Below are 17,599 nucleotides of genomic sequence, written 5' to 3'. Positions count from 1 at the left end.
TCTTTGCCGTGCTGTCTCGTGTCATCGCTAGCGTCTCCGCCGGAGGCCTCGATCGGAAGCGGGTTCGACCATGACTGCGAACACGGGTGCCATGACCCGAAGCCCCAACACGACCCTTCTGTGGACCATGCGGATCCTCAGTGCGATCGTGCTCCTCATCGTCGGCGGGATCCACCTCTACCTGGTCTTCGTCGGTGTCGGCGGCGTGCTCGGCGTGCTGTTCGTCCTGAACGCGATCGCGGGGCTCGTCCTGGCGATCGGGATGCTCGTGCTGCACGGTCGACTCCTCAGCATCACCACCGTGCTGAGCCTGCTCTTCGTCATCGCCACGCTCGCGGCGCTGCTGCTCGCGCTCACGGTCGGGTTCTTCGGCATCACCGAGACGTGGGACTTCACCCTCGTCCCCGAGACGGTCGTCATCGAGTCGATCGGCATCGTGGTGCTCGCCATCGCCACGGCCGTCGTGCTCCGCGCCCCGCGGACCGCGTGACCGAGGCCGCTCCGCACCCGGGCCGGCGGGCGCGTCGATCACGACGCGTCCACCTCCGCCGGCCGAGTGCGGCGCGCGCCGGGTCGAGCGCCGCTGCGGCGACCGTGGAGCGCGAGCCACAGGACGTCGCGGCCGAAGGACTCGACGAGCAGCGCCAGCGCAACGCCCACGAGCACGCCGGCGATGCCCGGGACCACCACGCCGGACGCCGCCAGCGTCAGGGCGATGCCCTGCACTGCCGTCACGACCTTGCGCCAGTACCTGGGCGGGAGTTGTCCGCGCAGCCACGGCAGCAGCCATCCCGCCACGACGAAGGCGTAGCGCATCAGGCCGATCGCCAGCACCCATGGCCCGAGGTCCTGCGCCACGTAGGCGCTGAGCCCGAACAGCAGGAACGCGTCCACCTCCATGTCGAACCGAGCGCCGAGCTCGGTGATGGAATCCGTTCGACGCGCGACCCGGCCGTCCACGGCGTCCAGCACGAGGGCCGGGACGACCAGGCCGATCAGCAGCGGAACGGAGACCGGCTCGACGAAGGACGCGGCGACCAGGCCGGTGATGATGCCGACCAGCGCCGATCTGGTCGCCGTGATGACATTCGCGGCGCCGAAGCGAGCCGTGCGGCGGCGTCGCAGCGCCCTGAGGAGGATCGCGGTGCTCGCCGTCAGGTACGCGAGCGCCGCCATCCAGCCGATCGCAGGCAGCTGCGCGACGGTCCAGATCGCGGAGATGACCGCCGCACCGAGCGCCGCCAGCCCGACCGGCACGAGCTGAACCTCCGGGCTCGCCATCACGTGCCCTTGTCCAGGAGCATCTCACGGAGCATATTCATGAATACGGAGAGGATCCCCGGAAGGTTCACCGAAGGGAGCGTGCGGGTGGGAGAGGCCGTGGCGTTCTGGATCGACGAGCCGGGCGTCGGGGCGCTTCGCCGGGGGCAGCTCGCCCAGCGGGGCGACGACGATGTGCTCGTGCGCACCAGCTGGACGGGGATCAGCCGCGGCACCGAGGCCTCGGTCTTCGGGGGGCACGTGCCGACCAGCGAGCACGAGCGCATGCGCGCGCCGTTCCAGGAGGGCGACTTCCCGGGACCGGTGAAGTACGGCTATCTCAACGTCGGCGTGGTGGAGGACGGGCCGGAGCCGCTCCGGGGCCGCACGGTCTTCACGCTGTTCCCCCACCAATCCGCGTTCGTCGTTCCTTCCGATGCCGTGGTTCCCGTCCCCGACGGCGTGCCCGCCCGCCGGGCGGTGCTCGCCGGGGCGGTGGAGACGGCGGTCAACGTGCTGTGGGACGCGGGCCCGCTGGTCGGCGACCGGATCACGGTCGTGGGCGCCGGCATGATCGGATGCTGCGTGGCGCGGGTCGCCCGCGGCATCCCCGGGGTCGACGTGGTGCTGGTCGACGTGGATACCTCGCGCCGCGCGATCGCCGATCGGCTCGGCGTGGGCTTCGCCGAACCGGGCGACGCCCCGCCCGATCGCGATCTCGTCGTCAACACGAGCGGATCGCAGGCGGGACTGCAGCTCGCCCTCGAGTCCGTCGTGACCGACGGCGAGGTGGTCGAGGCCAGCTGGTACGGCGACCGCCCCGTGACCCTCGCGCTGGGCGCCGACTTCCACTCGCGTCGCCTGACGATCCGGTCGAGCCAGGTGGGTGCGGTCGCCCGACGCCGACGCGGCACCCGGACGACGCGCGACCGGCTGACGCTCGCACTCGACCTCCTGCACGACGAGGCGTTCGACGCGCTGCTCACGGGACGCTCTCCGTGGACCGACCTTCCCGCCGTGATGGCGGAGCTCGCAACCGGGCGGAGCACGGAGCTCTGCCACACGATCGATTGGACGGACGCCCCGTGACCTTCACCCTGACCGTCCGGGACCACATGATGATCGCCCACAGCTTCTCGGGCGAGACGTTCGGACCGGCGCAGCGCCTGCACGGTGCGACCTTCATCGTGGACGCGTCGTTCCGGGCGAGCGAGCTGGACTCGGACGGCGTGGTCATCGACATCGGACGCGCCGCTGAGGCGTTGGGCGAGATCACGGGTGCGCTGACTTACCGCAATCTGGACGACGAACCGGAGTTCGCCGGCATGAACACCACGACCGAGCGGCTGTGCCAGGTCATCGCCGATCGCCTCGCCGAGCGCGCAGTAGACGGACGGCTCGGTTCCGCCCGCGGGCGGCTGTCGTCGATCGAGGTCACCCTCCACGAGTCCCACATCGCGTGGGCGAGCTACGAGCGGAGGTTGTGAGCGGCATGACGGACGCGACCGTGCACTTCCTCGTGCCCGACGGCATCGACGATGACGCGCGCGTCAGCGGCGGCAACGTCTACGACCGGCGCATCGCGGAAGGCCTGCGAGCACGGGGCATCGACGTGCGGATGTCGCGCATCGCCGCAGGCGCCGGGACGGATGTCGCGCACGCGATGGCGAACCTGCCGCGCGACGCCGTCGTGCTGATCGACGGGCTGCTCGCCGTCGCGGCATCCGACGTCCTGCACGCGCAGTCGGCCGGCCTTCGGATCGTGGTGCTCGCGCACATGGTCGCCGGTGCGCTGTCCGAGTCGCGCGGCGCGCGGAGCGACGAACGGGAGCGCGAGGCGCTGCACGCCGCGCGAGCCGTGATCGCGACGAGCGAGTGGACCCGCTCGGAGCTCATCGCCCGGGGTCTGGCGGAGCCGGGTCGGATCGCAGTCGCCCATCCGGGCACGGATGCGGTTCCGGCGGCGCCGGGCTCCGAATCCGGCGCCCGGCTGCTCTGCGTCGGCGCCGTCGCACCCCACAAGGGACAGGACGTCCTCGTCGCTGCGCTGGCGGGCATGACCGACCTGCCCGACTGGACCTGCGCGATCGTCGGATCCCGCGACGCCGACCGCGACTTCGCCCGCCGGACGACGGCCGCGATCCGATCCGCCGCGCTCGGACCGCGAGTCGCGCTCACCGGCGTGCTCACCGGTCGGGAGCTGGAGGACGCGTACCGCACGGCCGACCTCGTCGTCGCGCCGGCGCGGGTGGAGAGCTACGGCATGGTCGTCGCCGAGGCGCTGGCGCGTGGCATCCCGGTCGTGGCCTCACGCGTCGGCGGCGTGCGGGAGGCCATCGCAGGGCGACCAGGCGGCGTCCTCGTCCCGCCCGACGATCCCGGGGCCCTGCGCGCGGTCCTGCGTCGATGGCGGGAGGACACCGGCTGGCGTGCCGAACTCAAGGCGGACGCGCTGCAATCGCGCACGGAGAGGCGCACGTGGGATGAGGCCGCAGGCATCGCCGCCACCGTGCTCGGCGAAGTCAGCGGACCCGCGAACGTCATCGGACCCGAACGGCGGGCCGCCGGATGAGCGAGATCATCGAGGTCAGCGGCGAGTGGCTGGCACTGCGCGAGCCCGAGGACGCCCGAGCCAGGTCGGAACGGCTCGCCCGTGCCGCCGCCCGCCGGCTCGGACCGGGTCCGACCGCCATCCATGACCTGGGGAGTGGGACGGGCTCGATGATGCGATGGCTGGCGCCGCTCCTGCCCGGTCCGCAGACGTGGGTCCTGCACGACTGGAACACCGACCTCGTCGACCGTGCCGTGAACGGCGTCGTCCCGCGCGATTTCGACGGCCGGCCGGTGGCGATGCTGACGCGCACCGGGACGCTCGCGGATCTCGATGCCCAGGATCTCGCGGGAGCGTCCCTCGTGACCGCGTCGGCCCTGCTCGACGTGCTCACGTCGGAGGAGATCCGCGCGGTCATCCGGGCGTGCGTCGGCATCGGATGTCCCGTGCTGCTGAGCCTGAGCGTGACCGGCGAGGTACGCCTCGACCCCCGGGATCCGCTCGACGACGCGGTCGGGTCCGCCTTCAACGCACACCAGGAGCGCGATGCCGGCCGACGCCGGCTCGCCGGGCCGTCCGGCATCGCACTCGCGCACCGCCTGTTCCTCGAGGCCGGCTGGAACGTCCGCACGGCCGGCAGCCCGTGGCGGCTCGGCGATCACGATCCTCGCCTGCTCGAACAGTGGTTCGACGGATGGCTCGACGCGGCGCTCGAGCAGCGCGCCGACCTCCGAGTCGACGGCGTGGCGTACCGCGAGCTGCGTTCTGCGCAGTGGCGGCGCGGTGCGCTCTCCGCCCTCGTCGTGCACACCGACCTCCTGGCGTGGCCCTGATGTCCCTGACGAGGAACGCACCCCGGATCCGCGCGATCCTCTCATCGCCGTGGTTCCGGCTGGCGGCACGGACGCTCGTCGGCGTCGGAGTGCTGATCGCCGTCGTCGCCCACGTCGGCTCGGAACCGTTCCTGCGCGGCCTGTCGAGGATCGATCCCGGGCTGATCGTCGTCGCCCTCGCGCTCTCGGCCGTCGCCACGGTCGCGGCGGCGTGGCGCTGGAGCATCATCGCGGGTCGACTCGGCGTCGGCCTGGGCGTCGCCGAGGCCGTCGGCAGGTACTACCGCTCCCAATTCCTCAACACCGTGGTCCCCGGCGGCGGCGTCGTCGGCGACATCGACCGTGCTGTCGCGCAGGGGCGCAGCGCGGGGAACGTCCCGCAGGCCGCTCGCGCCGTCGTGATCGAGCGCACCATGGGGCAGATCGTGCAGGTCGCGCTCGCGGTCATCGTGCTCGTCTACCTCCGCTCGGAGTTCCAGGGCGTCCTCTTCCCGGTGCTCGGCATCGGCCTCGCCGTGCTCCTCGCGGCGGCGCTCGCGGCGGTCGCGTGGAGCGGTCGGGCGCGACGTGCGCTGCGCCGCGAACTCGACGAGCTCGCAGCGGGCGTCGGGTCGCCCGGTGCGTTCCTTCGCGTCATCCTCGCTTCGATCGTCGTGGTGGGATGCCACGCCGCGACACTCGCGGTCGCTGTGACGGCGGTCGGGGCGAGCGTGCCGCCGCACCGCCTCGCCGCCCTCACGCTCGTCATCCTGCTCGCCGGATCCATTCCGCTGAACGTGGGCGGATGGGGTCCGCGCGAAGGCATCGCGGCCTGGGCGTTCGCCGGCGCCGGGCTCGGCGCGTCCACCGGCGTCGCCGCATCCGCCCTGTTCGGCGTCCTCGTGATGATCGCCGTCGCACCGGGTCTCGTCCTCGTGGTGGGGTCGGCGGTGCACCGATCCCATGCCCACCCGCCGTCGCACGTACCGCTCTTGGCCGGCGCGGAGCGGAGGATGGGATCGTGATCGACCGTCCGTACGTGATCCTCAGCGCCGCGATGTCCATCGACGGGTTCCTCGACACCGCCGTCCCTCCGCGCCTCGCGCTCTCGAACGCGGAGGACTTCGATCGCGTCGACGAGGTGCGCGCGCAGAGCGACGCCATCCTCGTCGGTGCGCGGACCGTGCGCCTCGACAATCCGAGGCTGCTCGTGCGGAGCGAGGAGCGACGGCGGCGACGCGAGGCCGAAGGCCTGTCGTCATCGCCGTGGAAGGTGACATTGACGGCGACCGGCGACCTCGACCCGGGCGCCGACTTCTTCACCTCCGGACACTCGACGAAGCTCGTCTACTGCCCCCGATCGACCTCCGACGAGCTCCGGAACCGGCTGGGCGAACACGCCACGGTGGTCCCCCTGGGCGACGAGGTCACCGTGGCGGCGCTCGTCGGCGACCTGCACGACCGGGGGGTGCGCTCGCTCCTCGTCGAAGGCGGCGGAACCACGATCACGCAGTTCCTGGCGTCCGACCTCGCCGATGAACTCCAGTTGGCCATCGCCCCCTTCTTCGTGGGCGACCGGCACGCCCCCCGTCTGATCGGCGACGGCACGTTCCCGTGGAACGCCGACCGCCGCGCGCCCCTCGCCGAGAGCCGTCGAGTCGGCGACATGGTGCTGCTGAGGTATGCACTGTCCGAGCGCTGCGATCGCTGAGGCGGCTCGGGGCGATCGCGACCGGTGCGGAGGTCGAGGTCGACGGGGCCGGCGGCGTGGTGACCCTGGCGTGGTGACCCTTCCGACGCACGATCGATAGGACCGGGCTAGCAACCCCAACCCACCCCTGTCAAGGCCGTTGCCTGCTCGATGGTTACGGCGTACCGTCGCGCCTAAACCGGTTTAGCACCGAGGGACCTCGGGGCGGAGGGACATGGGCAGCATGACGGCAGCGACGACGGGAGCCGAGTCGGCGGGCGCCGCGAAGCGCGGGCGACCGACCATCTCCGACGTCGCGGCGCACGCGGGAGTCAGCAAGGGCCTGGTCTCGTTCGCGCTCAACGACCGTCCCGGCGTCAGCGCCGAAACCAGGGAGCGCATCTTCGCGGCGGCCGAGGAGCTCGGATGGCGTCCGAGCGTGCGGGCACGCTCGCTCAGCGTCGACCGGTCCTTCGCGCTGGGCCTCGTCATCGGACGCAACGCCGACGTCATCGCCGCCGACCCCTTCTTCCACGCGTTCATCGCCGGCGTCGAGAGCGAGTTCTCCACGTCGGGACAGGTGCTCGTACTCGCCGCAGCGACCCCCGGACGCGAGGAGGCCGAGACCTACCGCGGCCTCGCCGCCGACAAGCGCGTCGACGGCGTCATCCTCACCGACCTGCGGGCCAGCGACGAGCGGGTGCCGCTCGTCGTGGAGCTCGGGCTCGCCGCGGTCACGCTCGGCCGGCCCGATCAGGCCTCCCCCTTCCCGGCGGTCTCCGTCGACGACGGCGCGGGCATCCGCACCGCCGTCGACCACCTCGTCTCCCTCGGACATCGCCGCATCGCGCACGTCGCGGGACCCGACACGATGCTCCACGGCCATCGGCGGACCGTCGCATTCGAGTCCGCGATGCACGAGGCCGGACTCGACGATCCGGTCGTCGTAACGACCGACTTCAGCGCCAGCGAGGGGGCGCGTGCGACGCGCGACCTCCTCGAACGCTCGGATCGGCCGTCGGCGATCGTGTACTCCAACGATCACATGGCGCTCGCCGGGATCGCCGTCGCCCGCCGCGCCGGCATCGCCGTGCCCGAGGAGCTCTCGATCACCGGCTTCGACAACACCGAGCTGGCCGACCACGTCTTCCCCTCGCTGACCTCGGTCGCCACGGATGCCGTCGCGTGGGGCGCCGTGGCCGCCCGCACGCTGCTCTCCTCGATCGCCGGCCAAGCGCCCGGCGACGTGCAACTCGATGCACCGCGACTCGTGGTCAGGGAGTCGACGGCGAGACCACCGACCTGACAGCCCAACGCGGCGACCGCCGCACCCGGAAAGGAACGATCATGCGACGACGCATCATCACGACGACCGCGCTCGGGGCGATCGGCCTCCTCGCGCTCTCCGCCTGCAGCGCCGGCGGGGACGAGGGAGGCAACGAGAGCCGCGGCGACATCACGATCTGGTACTCGAACAACGAGGCCGAGATCGAATGGGGCAAGCAGATGGTCGAGGCCTGGAACGCCGACCATCCCGACGAGCAGATCAAGGCGCAGGAGATCCCGGCCGGTGCATCCAGCGAGGAGACCATCGGCGCGGCGATCACCGCCGGCAACGCTCCCTGCCTCGTCTACAACACCTCACCGGCCGCGGTGCCGGGATTCCAGAAGCAGGGCGGCCTCGTGAACCTCTCGGGGTTCGAGGACGGCGACGATTACATCACCGGTCGCTCCGGCGACGTGGCCGACCAGTACCGGTCGAGCGACGGCGACTTCTACCAGATGCCGTGGAAGTCGAATCCCGTGATGATCTTCTACAACAAGGACATGTTCACGCAGGCGGGCCTGGATCCTGAGAACCCGCCGCTCGCCACGTACGACGAGTTCCTCGAGACGTCACGCACGCTCGTGTCATCCGGTGCGGCGCAGTATGCGATCTGGCCGGCACCGACGAGCGAGTTCTTCCAGAGCTGGTTCGACTTCTATCCGCTGTACGCGGCCCAGACCGGCGGCACCCAGCTGCTCGAGGACGGGAAGGCGACGTTCAACGACGAGAACGGGACGGCCGTCGCCGACTTCTGGGCGACGATCTACTCCGAGGGGCTCGCGGGCAAGGAGGCCTACAACGGAGACGCGTTCGCCGACCAGCAGTCGGCGATGTCGATCGTGGGGCCCTGGGCGATCGCGGTCTACGGCGACAGCGTCAACTGGGGCTCCGTCCCGGTTCCGACGCAGGACGGCGTGGACCCGTCCGAGGTGTACACGTTCAGCGACGCCAAGAACATCGGCATGTTCACCGCGTGCGAGAACCAGGCGACCGCCTGGGACGTGCTGAAGTTCTCCACGAGCGAGGACCAGGACGGCGCCTGGCTCGAGGCGACCGGCCAGATGCCGCTCCGCCAGGACCTCACGGACACCTATCCCGACTACTTCTCGGCGAACCCCGCCTACGAGCAGTTCGGCGACCAGGCGTCCCGCACCGTCGAGGTGCCGAACGTGCCGAACTCGGTCGAGATCTGGCAGGAGTTCCGTGACGGCTACTCCAAGTCCGTGATCTTCGGCGAGGAGGAGGTCTCGACGTTCCTGCAGGATGCGGCCGACAAGGCCGACTCGCTCGCGTCCGAGGGCTAGGAGGCTGCTCATGACCGCGGTCGGCTCCGCCCCCGGCGTGGCGGCCCGCACCGGGACGGCGGAGGCCCCGCCGTCCCGGCGCCGACGCCGACGCCGATGGCTCGGCGAGAACCCGCTGGGCCTCCTGTTCAGCGCGCCCTACATCGTGTTCGTGCTCGTCGTCTTCGCCTACCCGATCGTCTTCGTCGTCTGGATGTCGTTCCAGGACTACTTCTTCGCGGCCCCCGGCGCCGTCGTCGAGCGGCCGTTCGCGGGCTTCGCCAACTACGCGACGGTGCTGCAGGACCCGAAGGTGTGGCAGTCGTTCGGCAACGTCGGGATCTTCCTGCTGATCAACGTGCCGCTGACGGTCGTGCTCTCGCTGCTGCTCGCGTACGGGCTGAACACGATCGTGCACGCGGGCATCTTCTTCCGGGTCAGCTACTACGTGCCGTACGTGACGGCATCGGTCGCCGTCGTCGCCGTCTGGCTGTTCCTGTTCAGCCAGAACGGACTCGTGAACCAGCTGCTCGGTCCGCTCGCACCCGATCCGTCGTGGCTGGTCAACTCGGCGCTCGCGATGCCGACGATCGCCCTCTTCGTCACGTGGAAGGGCATGGCGTTCTACATCCTGCTGTACCTGGCGGCGCTGCAGAACGTGTCGAAGGAGCTCTACGAGGCGGCATCCGTCGACGGCGCGGGCCCGATCCGGAAGTTCTTCTCGGTCACGGTGCCGGGCGTGCGGCCGGCGACCTTCCTGGTGCTGCTGCTCGCCACGATCACGGGCGCCAACCTGTTCACGGAGCCGTACCTGCTCACCAACGGCGGTGGCCCGAACGGCGCGTCCTCCTCGCCCGTGCTGCTGATGTACCAGAAGGGCATCGAGCAGGGCAATCCCGACGTCGCCGCGGCGATCGGCGTGATCCTGATCGCACTCGTGCTGGTGATCGCCTGGATCCAGCGCACGTTCGTAGGAAAGGAAGACTGATGTCACAGCGAGGCATGGCGCTGCCGACGGACACCGTCGCCAGCGTGACCAGCGGTCGCCAGTCCCGCCGATCGAGAACGCCCCACCCGTCGGGCCGTGCGTCGAAGGTGCTGATGTACGTCGTGCTCGGCCTCGGCGCGTTCGCATTCCTGTTCCCGTTCTACTACATGCTGATCGGCTCACTGCAGACGAAGGTCGATCCCACCGTGGCCGGAGCGTTCCCCAGTCCCGGGAACCTGACGTTCCAGAACTACGCGGCGATCAATGAGCGGATCAACCTGGCCCAGGGACTCCTGAACTCGGGCATCTTCACGGGCGGCGTGCTCCTCGGCACGGTCGTGTTCGGCGTGCTCGCCGGGTACGCACTGGCGATCCTGCACTGGCGCGGCCGCGGGGTGGTGTTCGCCCTCGCCCTGCTCGTGCAGGTCGTGCCGTTCCAGCTCCTGATGATCCCGCTGTACGTGATGATCGCGCGCGATTTCGGGCTCGCCGACTCGTACGGCGGCATGATCCTGCCGTTCTTCATCAACTCGACGGCGGTGATCATCTTCCGGCAGTACTTCGTGCAACTGCCCAAGGAGCTCTGGGAGGCCGCCCGCATCGACGGTGCGAGCGAACTCCGCGTGTTGTGGAGTGTCGCCCTGCCGCTCGTGCGTCCGGCGGTGCTCACGACGATCATCCTCACGTTCATCGGTCCGTGGAACGAGTTCCTGTGGCCGTTCCTCATCACGAAGGAGGCCGCGCTTCAGCCGCTCGCGGTGTCGCTGGCCAACTTCATCTCGAACATCGCCGCGTCGGTGGCGAACCCGTTCGGGGCGATGATGGCCGGCGCCGTGGTGCTCTCCATCCCGGCGATCGTGCTCTTCCTGTTCTTCCAGCGGTACTTCGTCTCGACCGACCTCGGCTCGAGCGTGAAGGGATGACCATGGTCACCGCAACCGTTCCGTACACGCTGACCCGGGCCGGCGTCGTGATGACCCCATTGCCCGATGAGCCGCTCGAGGCCGAGGGCGTGCTGAACCCCGCGTCGGGCCGCTCGCCCGACGGGACCCTGTACCTGCTTCCCCGGCTCGTCGCCGAAGGCAACGTCTCACGCGTGGGCCTGGCGCGGGTGGTGGTCGAGGCGGGCGCGCCCGTCGGCGTCGAGCGCGAGGGCATCGTGCTCGAGCCCGACCGGGGCTGGGAGCGCGGAGTCGGCAACGCCGGCGTCGAGGACCCGCGCACGACCTGGATCGATGTGCTCGGGCTCCACGTGATGACCTACGTCGCGTACGGGCCGCTGGGCCCGCGCACCGCGATCGCGGTCTCCGAGGACCTGCGCGAGTGGCGGCGGCTCGGGCCGGCCCTGTTCGCGTACGACGACGCCCTCGACATGGACCTCAACCTCTTCCACAACAAGGACACGACGTTCTTCCCCGAGCCCGTCACCGCGCCCGACGGCACGCCGAGCCTCGCGGTGCTGCATCGCCCGATGTGGGACCTCGGCGAGACGAAGCCCGGCCAGGGCGTGCGCGTGCCCGCCGGCGTCAGCGACGCCCGCCAGTCGATCTGGATCAGCTACGTGCCGCTCGACGCCGTGCTCGACGACGTGTCCGCCATCACCCTCTGGCGCCAGCATCGGTTCGTGGCCGGCCCGGAGTTCGCCTTCGAGGAGCTCAAGATCGGGGGCGGGCCCCCGCCCCTCAGGGTCCCTGAGGGGTGGCTGCTGCTGCACCACGGCGTGACCGGCGTGCTCGACAGCGCGTTCGCCCAGCAGCAGCACGTGAATTACGCGGCCGGCGCGATGGTCCTCGACGCGGAGGACCCGAGCACGGTGCTCGCGCGCACCCCCGAGCCGCTGCTCGCCCCCGAGACCGAGGAGGAGCGCAGCGGCATCGTGCCGAACGTCGTCTTCCCCACCGCGATCGAGGAGATCGACGGCGTGCACTACGTGTTCTACGGCATGGCCGATTCGAAGATCGGGGCCGCTCGCCTCGACCGCACCGAAGGAGGAGCGGCATGATCAGCAGGAAGTCCACCGACGCGCCTCGGCGCACGCGGATGGCGGCGTGGGCCGCGGCCGTCGCGCTGGCGGCGGGTTCGCTCGGCGTCGCGGCGCCGGCCGTCGCAGACGACGCGGCGACGGCCCCGCTCACCAATCTCGCACACCTCGATTTCCTCATGGACACCGTGTCGCCGTCCGAGGTGGCAGGGCACACGACGTACCGGCTCGACGAGGAGCCCGACCTCACGATGCCGTGGACCTACGCCGACGCGCGTCCCGGCGGCACGTTCGAGCGCGTCGGCGGCGGTGGACCGCCCGACCCGGTGACCGGTCACTGGGGCCAGGGCGCGTACAACGCCGACGACATCTCCCGCGCGGCCGTCGTGTACCTGCGCCATTGGCAGCTCACGGATGACGCGACGAGTCGCCAGACGGCCTACGAACTGTTGCGCTCGCTCGCCTACCTGCAGACCGCTGACGGGCCGAACGCCGGCAACGTCGTGCTCTGGATGCAGCCCGATGGCGAGCTCAACCCGAGCGCGGAGCCCGTCGAGCTGCCCGATCCCTCCGACTCCGGTCCGAGCTACTGGCTGGCCCGCACCCTGTGGGCCTTCGGCGAGGGGTACGCGGCGTTCGCCGCGGACGGCGCCGATCCGGCCTTCACGGCATTCCTCGGCGAGCGGATGTCGCTGGCCCGCGATGCCGTGGACCGGCAGGTGCTCACGCGCTACGGCGAGTTCGGAACCGCCGACGGGATGCGCGTGCCCCTCTGGCTGATCGTCGACGGCGCCGACGCCAGCGCCGAGGCGGTGCTCGGCCTCACCGCCTACGTCGAGGCGGCTCCGGACGATTCGGCCGCCGCGGACTCACTCGCGAAGCTCGCGGAAGGGATCGCCCTGATGTCCGCGGGCGACGTCGGCGAGTGGCCGTACGGCGCCATCCTGCCCTGGGCGCAGTCGAGGTCCATGTGGCACGCGTGGGGCTCTCAGATGCCCGCGGCGCTCGCCGAGGCATCCGAGGTGCTCGGCGACGGGTCGTTGCTCGAACCCGCGGTGCTCGACTCCTCGTCGTTCACGCCGACGCTGCTGACGGCCGGCGGGCCCGACAACGGCTGGTTCCCGACACCGGCCGACCGCGTGCAGATCGCGTACGGCGCCGACTCGCGAGTGCAGTCGCTCGTCGCCGTCGCCGATGCGACCGGCTCGACCGGATTCGCCGACATGGCCGCCATCCAGGCCGCCTGGTTCTTCGGCGCCAACCGCGCGGACGAGGCCATGTACGACCCGGCGACGGGCGTGACGTACGACGGGATCCAGCCCGACGGCACGATCAACCGCAACAGCGGCGCCGAGAGCACGATCCACGGCCTGCTCACGATGCTCGCGCTCGACGCGCGGCCCGAGCTCGCCGAACGCGCGACCGGCGTGGCCGGCATCGTGTCCGTGCGCGGCCTCACGACGCTCGAGGCGGAGCATGCCGCGTCCACGACCGGAACGGTCGTCGCGCCGGAATCCGCGTGGACGGGTGAATCCCTGTACTCCGGGTCGACGCTCGTGCTCGAGCGCGGCGACACCGCGACGTTCGACCTCGGCGTCGACGGAGTCGACCGATGGGTCGAGCCGGTCGCCTGGATCCCCGACGACGGAGCCGCCCGGTCCATCTGGAGCAGTGACCGCACGGGTGTCGGCGCGCTGGACGGACGGGGCGAGCCGCAGGGCATCAGCCCCGTGCCAGGCGTGCTGCTGCCGCGCGTGCTCCAGGGCGTCGTCGACGACTCGGAGTCCGCACTGACGGCGCGCGTCGTGAAGGATGAGGTGACGCTCGACGCACTGCTCGTGCGCCCCGTCGTGTCGAGCCTGCAACTCGCGGGCGAGGGCGGTGCGACCGAGCTGGTGCACTCGTCGGCTCGGTCGCCGCAGGCGGTGACCGTCGGCTTCGACGGGCAGGCGTCGACCGCACGCGTTTACGGACCTGACGGCGACCTCCGAGCGGAGGTGCAGCTCAGCGGCATGGCGACGGTACACCTGTCCACCGGCGGCTTCGCAGTGGTGTCCACCGACGTGGCGGACTGACGCGCAGGCTGCCCCTCCGCCCCTCGGACTGTGCGGCTCGCAAGGAGGACTCGGGCCGACCAGTCGCACGAGACGGCTCTCGGCAGAGCGGTGATGCCCCCTGGCTTGGGGACGGACCGCCCCTTGCGGCACGCCCCGCACCGCAGTTCACTGGCCGCGAGCGCGGAGGCCCGTCGTGGAGGCCGGGTGTCCGCTCGCCTCAGGGGAGGGAATGACCATGCATGCCGTCAGTCGGCGTCGCGCCGGGCAGACGGGCGGCTGACCCGCGTCGCGTCGTGAGTCGGGAGGACCTTGTCCTCCTTCCCCGCCGGCCGCTCCGGGCCAGGATCGGTTGACGTGGGAAGGGAAGTGAGATGACCACCCGCGCTCCGTCGACTCGCGCCATCCTGACGGTCCCCACCGTGCTGATCGGGGCGGTCGTCGCGGCTGCGGGCGTCTACCCGGATGGGGCGTCCCGCCGTCGTCGCCGTCGATCTGCTGGATCACGGTCGGCGGGATCGGCCAGAGGGAGGACGTCCATGGCCGGGTGCTCACGCGAGACACCCTCAACCTCACGGTCAGCATCGACCACGACATGGTGGATACCGCGCCCGCCGCCCGCTTCACGACGCGGCTCAAGGAATTGATCGAGAGCGGCCACGGGCTGCCCGTGGAGGAGGCACCGACGGTCGCAGTGAGTGACGAGGGAGTGGGATAGCAGATGGTCGACGACCCGCTCATCCTCGATCTCGCGCAGCTGTCGTCCGGCGACATCGGAGCGGTCGGCGGCAAGGCCGCGAATCTCGGCGAGCTGATCCGAGGCGGCTTCGATGTGCCGTCCGGCTTCTGCATCACGACGGAGGCCTACCGACGGGCGGTCCGGGGAACGACGGTCGAGGCCGGAACGATCACGGATGCGGCGGCGGCGCGCGCGGTCGTGCTCGGTGCACCGATGCCCGAATCCGTGGCCGACGCCGTGCGCGAGGCCTACGCGCGGTTGGAGGCAGGCGCCGACGGGCCGGTCGCGGTGCGGTCGTCGGCCACCGCCGAGGACCTGCCGGGCGCGAGCTTCGCCGGCCAGCAGGACACCTACCTCGGCGTCGCCGGCATCGACGACGTGCTCGCTGCGGTGCAGCGCTGCTGGGCGTCGCTCTGGAACGACCGGGCGGTCGCCTACCGCGCCGCCCATCGGATCGACGGCGCCGGCGTCGCGCTGGCCGTGGTCGTGCAGCGAATGGTGGACGCGCAGTCGGCGGGCGTGCTGTTCACCGCCGACCCGGTGACGGGGCGGCGACGTCAGGCCGTCCTCGACGCCGCGCGCGGCCTCGGCGATGCCGTGGTGTCCGGCGCCGTGGACCCCGACCACTTCGTCGTCGACACCGGAACCGGGCGGATCCTCGACCGGCGGCTCGGCGGCGCGGCCGACCGTGGGGCGCCGAGTCTGACGGACGAACAGGTGCGAGTGCTGACCGCGCTCGGCGACCGCGTGGAGCGCGTGTTCGGCAGTCCGCAGGACATCGAATGGGCTGTCGACGCCGAGGGACACGCGTGGCTGACGCAGTCCCGGCCGATCACGACGCTGTATCCGATCCTGATGCGCGCCGCGCCGCCGCCCAGCGGGGAGATCCGCGTCTACTTCTGCATCACCCTCGCGCAGGGCCTCCACCGGCCCATCACGCCGATGGGCATCGCCGCGCTCCGGGTGATCGGCTCGGGATTCCTGGACCTCGTCGGTCGCCCATCAGAGCGCACCGTCGACGGACCGGGCGGGTTCGCCGTCGCCGGCGGCCGGATGTTCGTGGATGCCACGCCGATCGTCCGATCGGCCGTGGGTCGCGAGATCTTCCCCCGCGCCCTCGACGTGATGGAGGCGCGGTCGGCCATCGTGCTTCGAGGGTTGTTCGACGACCGGAGATTCTCGGTGCTGCCGGGGTCGCGGCGCCGGTTCGCGGGGCCCGCGCTTCGACTCGCCACCCGGATTCGCCTGCCGTTCCTCGTCGGGCAGGCGCTCGTCAGCCCGAAGGCCGCGCAACGCCGCGTGCGGCGGCTCGCGGACGAGGTCCGCGGGGCCGCCGTCCCGGCGGGCGGGGACGTCGCGACGCGCGTCGACGGCATCGCCGACCTGCTCTTCCGCGCGATGCCGCTCGCACCGCGCAGCCTGCCCGGTGCGGTGGTCGGCTTCGGCATGCTCGGCCTCACCGGACGCCTGCTGCGCGGGTCGACCGAGCCGGGCGATCTGCAGACGGTCCTTCGCAGCGCGCCGAACAACGTGACCACGCAGATGGATCTCGACCTGTGGCGCGTCGCCGTGCGCGTACGCGACGACGCCGACTCGGCGGCCGCGCTGGGCACGAAGACCGCACGCGACCTCGCCGACGCCTACCGCGCCGGCAGCCTCCCCACGGTGCTGCAGCGCGCCATGACGGACTTCCTCGGCCGCTACGGTCACCGGGTCGTCGCGGAGATCGACTTCGGCATGCCGCGGTGGTCGGAAGACCCGGCACACTTGTTCGGCGTGCTGTCGGGGTACCTGCGCCTCGGCCCAGACGCGACGACGCCCGAACAGCATTTCGCGGATGGCGCGCGCGACGCCAGGGCCATGATGCTCACGCTGAACCGCCGGGCCCTCCGGCGCGGGCGCCTTCGCGCTGCTGCCGTGCGGTTCTGCCTGCGACGCGCGCGGGCGCTGGTCGGGATGCGCGAGATGCCGAAGTTCCTCATCATCACGGCGATGAGCGGGGCGCGCGCGGCGATGCGGCAGATCGGGGCCGAGCTGGCCGATGCGGGCCGGATCGCGAAGCCCGAGGACGTCTTCTTCCTCGACTTCGACGAGGTGAAGCGCGCCGCCGCGGGGGCCGACCTGCGCACGATCGTCAGTGAGCGAAGGGAACGGTACGACGGCGAGTTGCGGCGACGGCACGTTCCGCGGGTCCTGCTCTCCGACGGGACGGAACCCGAGGCGGTCGCTTCACCCTCGGCCGCGACCGATGCGGGGGCGCTTCACGGAACGCCGGCGTCGGCCGGGACCGTCACGGCGCCGGCGCGCGTCATCTTGGACCCGGTGGGAGCCCACTTGGAACCGGGCGAGATCCTGGTGGCACCCTCCACCGATCCGGGCTGGACGCCGCTGTTCCTCACCGCCGGGGGGCTCGTGATGGAGATGGGCGGCGCCAACAGCCACGGCGCCGTCGTCGCGCGCGAGTACGGCATCCCCGCGGTCGTCGGGGTGCCGCGCGCGACGGAGGCCATCACTACCGGCGCCGAGGTGACCGTCGACGGAGCCAGCGGCGTGGTGACCCTTCCCGATGCCTAGTCCAAGGTGACGGAGTCGGCCGGAGTGGTCGAGCGCCACACTGCCTCGAGATCGGGACTCCCTGCAACCCCGCGATCGCCGAGACTCCGCTATCAGCGATGGAGGGAACCACCTGAATCGCCCTGAGAAACGACAGAAGCCCCTCCCGAAGGAAGGGCTTCATGTCAACGATGACCCCAGACATCCGTGAACGATGTCCCGACACATCACATGGTCGGGATGACAGGATTTGAACCTGCGACCCCCTGACCCCCAGTCAGGTGCGCTACCAAGCTGCGCCACATCCCGTTGCTTCCACGTTCCCGCCGAAGGCAACTCGACCATCATAGCGGCATCCGCG

16 protein-coding genes and 1 tRNA gene are annotated in these 17,599 nt (G+C 71.2%); 15 read left to right on the top strand and 2 right to left on the bottom strand.

The features are described 5' to 3' along the window. Positions 1-70: 70 nt before the first annotated feature. Positions 71-490, top strand: a complete 420-nt coding sequence (locus ACFQ58_RS07130; protein WP_376950386.1) for a hypothetical protein — start codon at positions 71-73, stop codon at positions 488-490. A 38-nt stretch (positions 491-528) separates the two neighbouring features. Here the strand turns inward: ACFQ58_RS07130 and ACFQ58_RS07125 are convergent, their stop codons facing one another. Then, positions 529-1,281: a CDP-alcohol phosphatidyltransferase family protein gene (locus tag ACFQ58_RS07125; RefSeq protein ID WP_376950385.1), complete on the bottom strand. Its 753-nt coding sequence runs from the start codon at positions 1,279-1,281 to the stop codon at positions 529-531. Positions 1,282-1,368: 87 nt separating this feature from the next. Here ACFQ58_RS07125 and ACFQ58_RS07120 point away from each other — a divergent pair, with 87 nt between their 5' ends. The 14 genes from ACFQ58_RS07120 (at position 1,369) to ACFQ58_RS07055 (ending at position 17,259) form a co-directional block, all read left to right on the top strand. Further along, complete coding sequence (locus ACFQ58_RS07120; protein ID WP_376950384.1) at positions 1,369-2,349, top strand: zinc-binding alcohol dehydrogenase; 981 nt, start codon at positions 1,369-1,371, stop codon at positions 2,347-2,349. Beyond that, positions 2,346-2,747 carry a 6-pyruvoyl tetrahydropterin synthase family protein gene (locus ACFQ58_RS07115; RefSeq protein ID WP_376950383.1) on the top strand — a complete coding sequence of 134 codons (402 nt, stop codon included), beginning with the start codon at positions 2,346-2,348 and terminating at the stop codon, positions 2,745-2,747. The genes ACFQ58_RS07120 and ACFQ58_RS07115 overlap by 4 nt, the downstream gene beginning before the upstream one ends. Positions 2,748-2,752: 5 nt before the next feature. Beyond that, complete coding sequence (locus tag ACFQ58_RS07110) at positions 2,753-3,832, top strand: glycosyltransferase family 4 protein (RefSeq protein WP_376950382.1); 1,080 nt, start codon at positions 2,753-2,755, stop codon at positions 3,830-3,832. Continuing rightward, entirely contained in the window at positions 3,829-4,644 is an 816-nt protein-coding gene (locus ACFQ58_RS07105; RefSeq protein ID WP_376950381.1) for an SAM-dependent methyltransferase, read from the top strand. Before ACFQ58_RS07110 ends, ACFQ58_RS07105 begins: the two co-directional genes overlap by 4 nt. Continuing rightward, positions 4,644-5,648, top strand: coding sequence for a YbhN family protein (locus ACFQ58_RS07100; RefSeq protein WP_376950380.1), 1,005 nt, complete (start codon positions 4,644-4,646; stop codon positions 5,646-5,648). The genes ACFQ58_RS07105 and ACFQ58_RS07100 overlap by 1 nt, the downstream gene beginning before the upstream one ends. Next, on the top strand, positions 5,645-6,334 hold the full coding sequence (locus ACFQ58_RS07095) for a RibD family protein (RefSeq protein ID WP_376950379.1): 690 nt from the start codon (positions 5,645-5,647) through the stop codon (positions 6,332-6,334). The genes ACFQ58_RS07100 and ACFQ58_RS07095 overlap by 4 nt, the downstream gene beginning before the upstream one ends. 223 nt (positions 6,335-6,557) lie before the next feature. Next, positions 6,558-7,619, top strand: coding sequence for a LacI family DNA-binding transcriptional regulator (locus ACFQ58_RS07090; protein WP_376950378.1), 1,062 nt, complete (start codon positions 6,558-6,560; stop codon positions 7,617-7,619). Between the two features lie 41 nt (positions 7,620-7,660). Beyond that, positions 7,661-8,944 (top strand): extracellular solute-binding protein, encoded by a 1,284-nt coding sequence (locus ACFQ58_RS07085; protein ID WP_376950377.1) that lies wholly within the window; start codon positions 7,661-7,663, stop codon positions 8,942-8,944. A gap of 10 nt (positions 8,945-8,954) precedes the next feature. Beyond that, positions 8,955-9,911: a carbohydrate ABC transporter permease gene (locus ACFQ58_RS07080; protein ID WP_376950376.1), complete on the top strand. Its 957-nt coding sequence runs from the start codon at positions 8,955-8,957 to the stop codon at positions 9,909-9,911. 113 nt (positions 9,912-10,024) lie between these two features. After that, positions 10,025-10,834 (top strand): carbohydrate ABC transporter permease, encoded by an 810-nt coding sequence (locus ACFQ58_RS07075; RefSeq protein WP_376951101.1) that lies wholly within the window; start codon positions 10,025-10,027, stop codon positions 10,832-10,834. Positions 10,835-10,836: 2 nt separating this feature from the next. Further along, positions 10,837-11,913, top strand: coding sequence for a glycosidase (locus tag ACFQ58_RS07070; protein WP_376950375.1), 1,077 nt, complete (start codon positions 10,837-10,839; stop codon positions 11,911-11,913). Next, complete coding sequence (locus ACFQ58_RS07065) at positions 11,910-13,967, top strand: hypothetical protein (RefSeq protein ID WP_376950374.1); 2,058 nt, start codon at positions 11,910-11,912, stop codon at positions 13,965-13,967. The genes ACFQ58_RS07070 and ACFQ58_RS07065 overlap by 4 nt, the downstream gene beginning before the upstream one ends. Positions 13,968-14,439: 472 nt before the next feature. Beyond that, a complete protein-coding gene (locus ACFQ58_RS07060; protein WP_376951100.1) occupies positions 14,440-14,664 on the top strand; it encodes a 2-oxo acid dehydrogenase subunit E2 in 225 nt (74 codons plus the stop codon). A 3-nt stretch (positions 14,665-14,667) separates the two neighbouring features. Next, a complete protein-coding gene (locus ACFQ58_RS07055; protein WP_376950373.1) occupies positions 14,668-17,259 on the top strand; it encodes a PEP/pyruvate-binding domain-containing protein in 2,592 nt (863 codons plus the stop codon). A gap of 211 nt (positions 17,260-17,470) precedes the next feature. Here the strand turns inward: ACFQ58_RS07055 and ACFQ58_RS07050 are convergent. Further along, positions 17,471-17,547: transfer RNA gene (locus ACFQ58_RS07050), tRNA-Pro, on the bottom strand. Between the last annotated feature and the right edge of the window lie 52 nt (positions 17,548-17,599).

The sequence above is a fragment of the Agromyces sp. NPDC056523 genome (assembly GCF_042794545.1).
In the GTDB taxonomy this organism is placed as follows: domain Bacteria; phylum Actinomycetota; class Actinomycetes; order Actinomycetales; family Microbacteriaceae; genus Agromyces.
Note: the sequence above shows the minus strand (reverse complement) of the source record. Positions and strands in the feature narration are given on the sequence as shown.

Coding starts and splice junctions, on each gene's coding strand:
- ACFQ58_RS07130 (WP_376950386.1), top strand. CDS start 71: ATGACTGCGAACACGGGTGCCATGACCCGAAGCCCCAACACGACCCTT.
- ACFQ58_RS07125 (WP_376950385.1), bottom strand. CDS start 1,281: ATGGCGAGCCCGGAGGTTCAGCTCGTGCCGGTCGGGCTGGCGGCGCTC.
- ACFQ58_RS07110 (WP_376950382.1), top strand. CDS start 2,753: ATGACGGACGCGACCGTGCACTTCCTCGTGCCCGACGGCATCGACGAT.
- ACFQ58_RS07105 (WP_376950381.1), top strand. CDS start 3,829: ATGAGCGAGATCATCGAGGTCAGCGGCGAGTGGCTGGCACTGCGCGAG.
- ACFQ58_RS07100 (WP_376950380.1), top strand. CDS start 4,644: ATGTCCCTGACGAGGAACGCACCCCGGATCCGCGCGATCCTCTCATCG.
- ACFQ58_RS07090 (WP_376950378.1), top strand. CDS start 6,558: ATGACGGCAGCGACGACGGGAGCCGAGTCGGCGGGCGCCGCGAAGCGC.
- ACFQ58_RS07085 (WP_376950377.1), top strand. CDS start 7,661: ATGCGACGACGCATCATCACGACGACCGCGCTCGGGGCGATCGGCCTC.
- ACFQ58_RS07080 (WP_376950376.1), top strand. CDS start 8,955: ATGACCGCGGTCGGCTCCGCCCCCGGCGTGGCGGCCCGCACCGGGACG.
- ACFQ58_RS07075 (WP_376951101.1), top strand. CDS start 10,025: ATGTACGTCGTGCTCGGCCTCGGCGCGTTCGCATTCCTGTTCCCGTTC.
- ACFQ58_RS07070 (WP_376950375.1), top strand. CDS start 10,837: ATGGTCACCGCAACCGTTCCGTACACGCTGACCCGGGCCGGCGTCGTG.
- ACFQ58_RS07065 (WP_376950374.1), top strand. CDS start 11,910: ATGATCAGCAGGAAGTCCACCGACGCGCCTCGGCGCACGCGGATGGCG.
- ACFQ58_RS07055 (WP_376950373.1), top strand. CDS start 14,668: ATGGTCGACGACCCGCTCATCCTCGATCTCGCGCAGCTGTCGTCCGGC.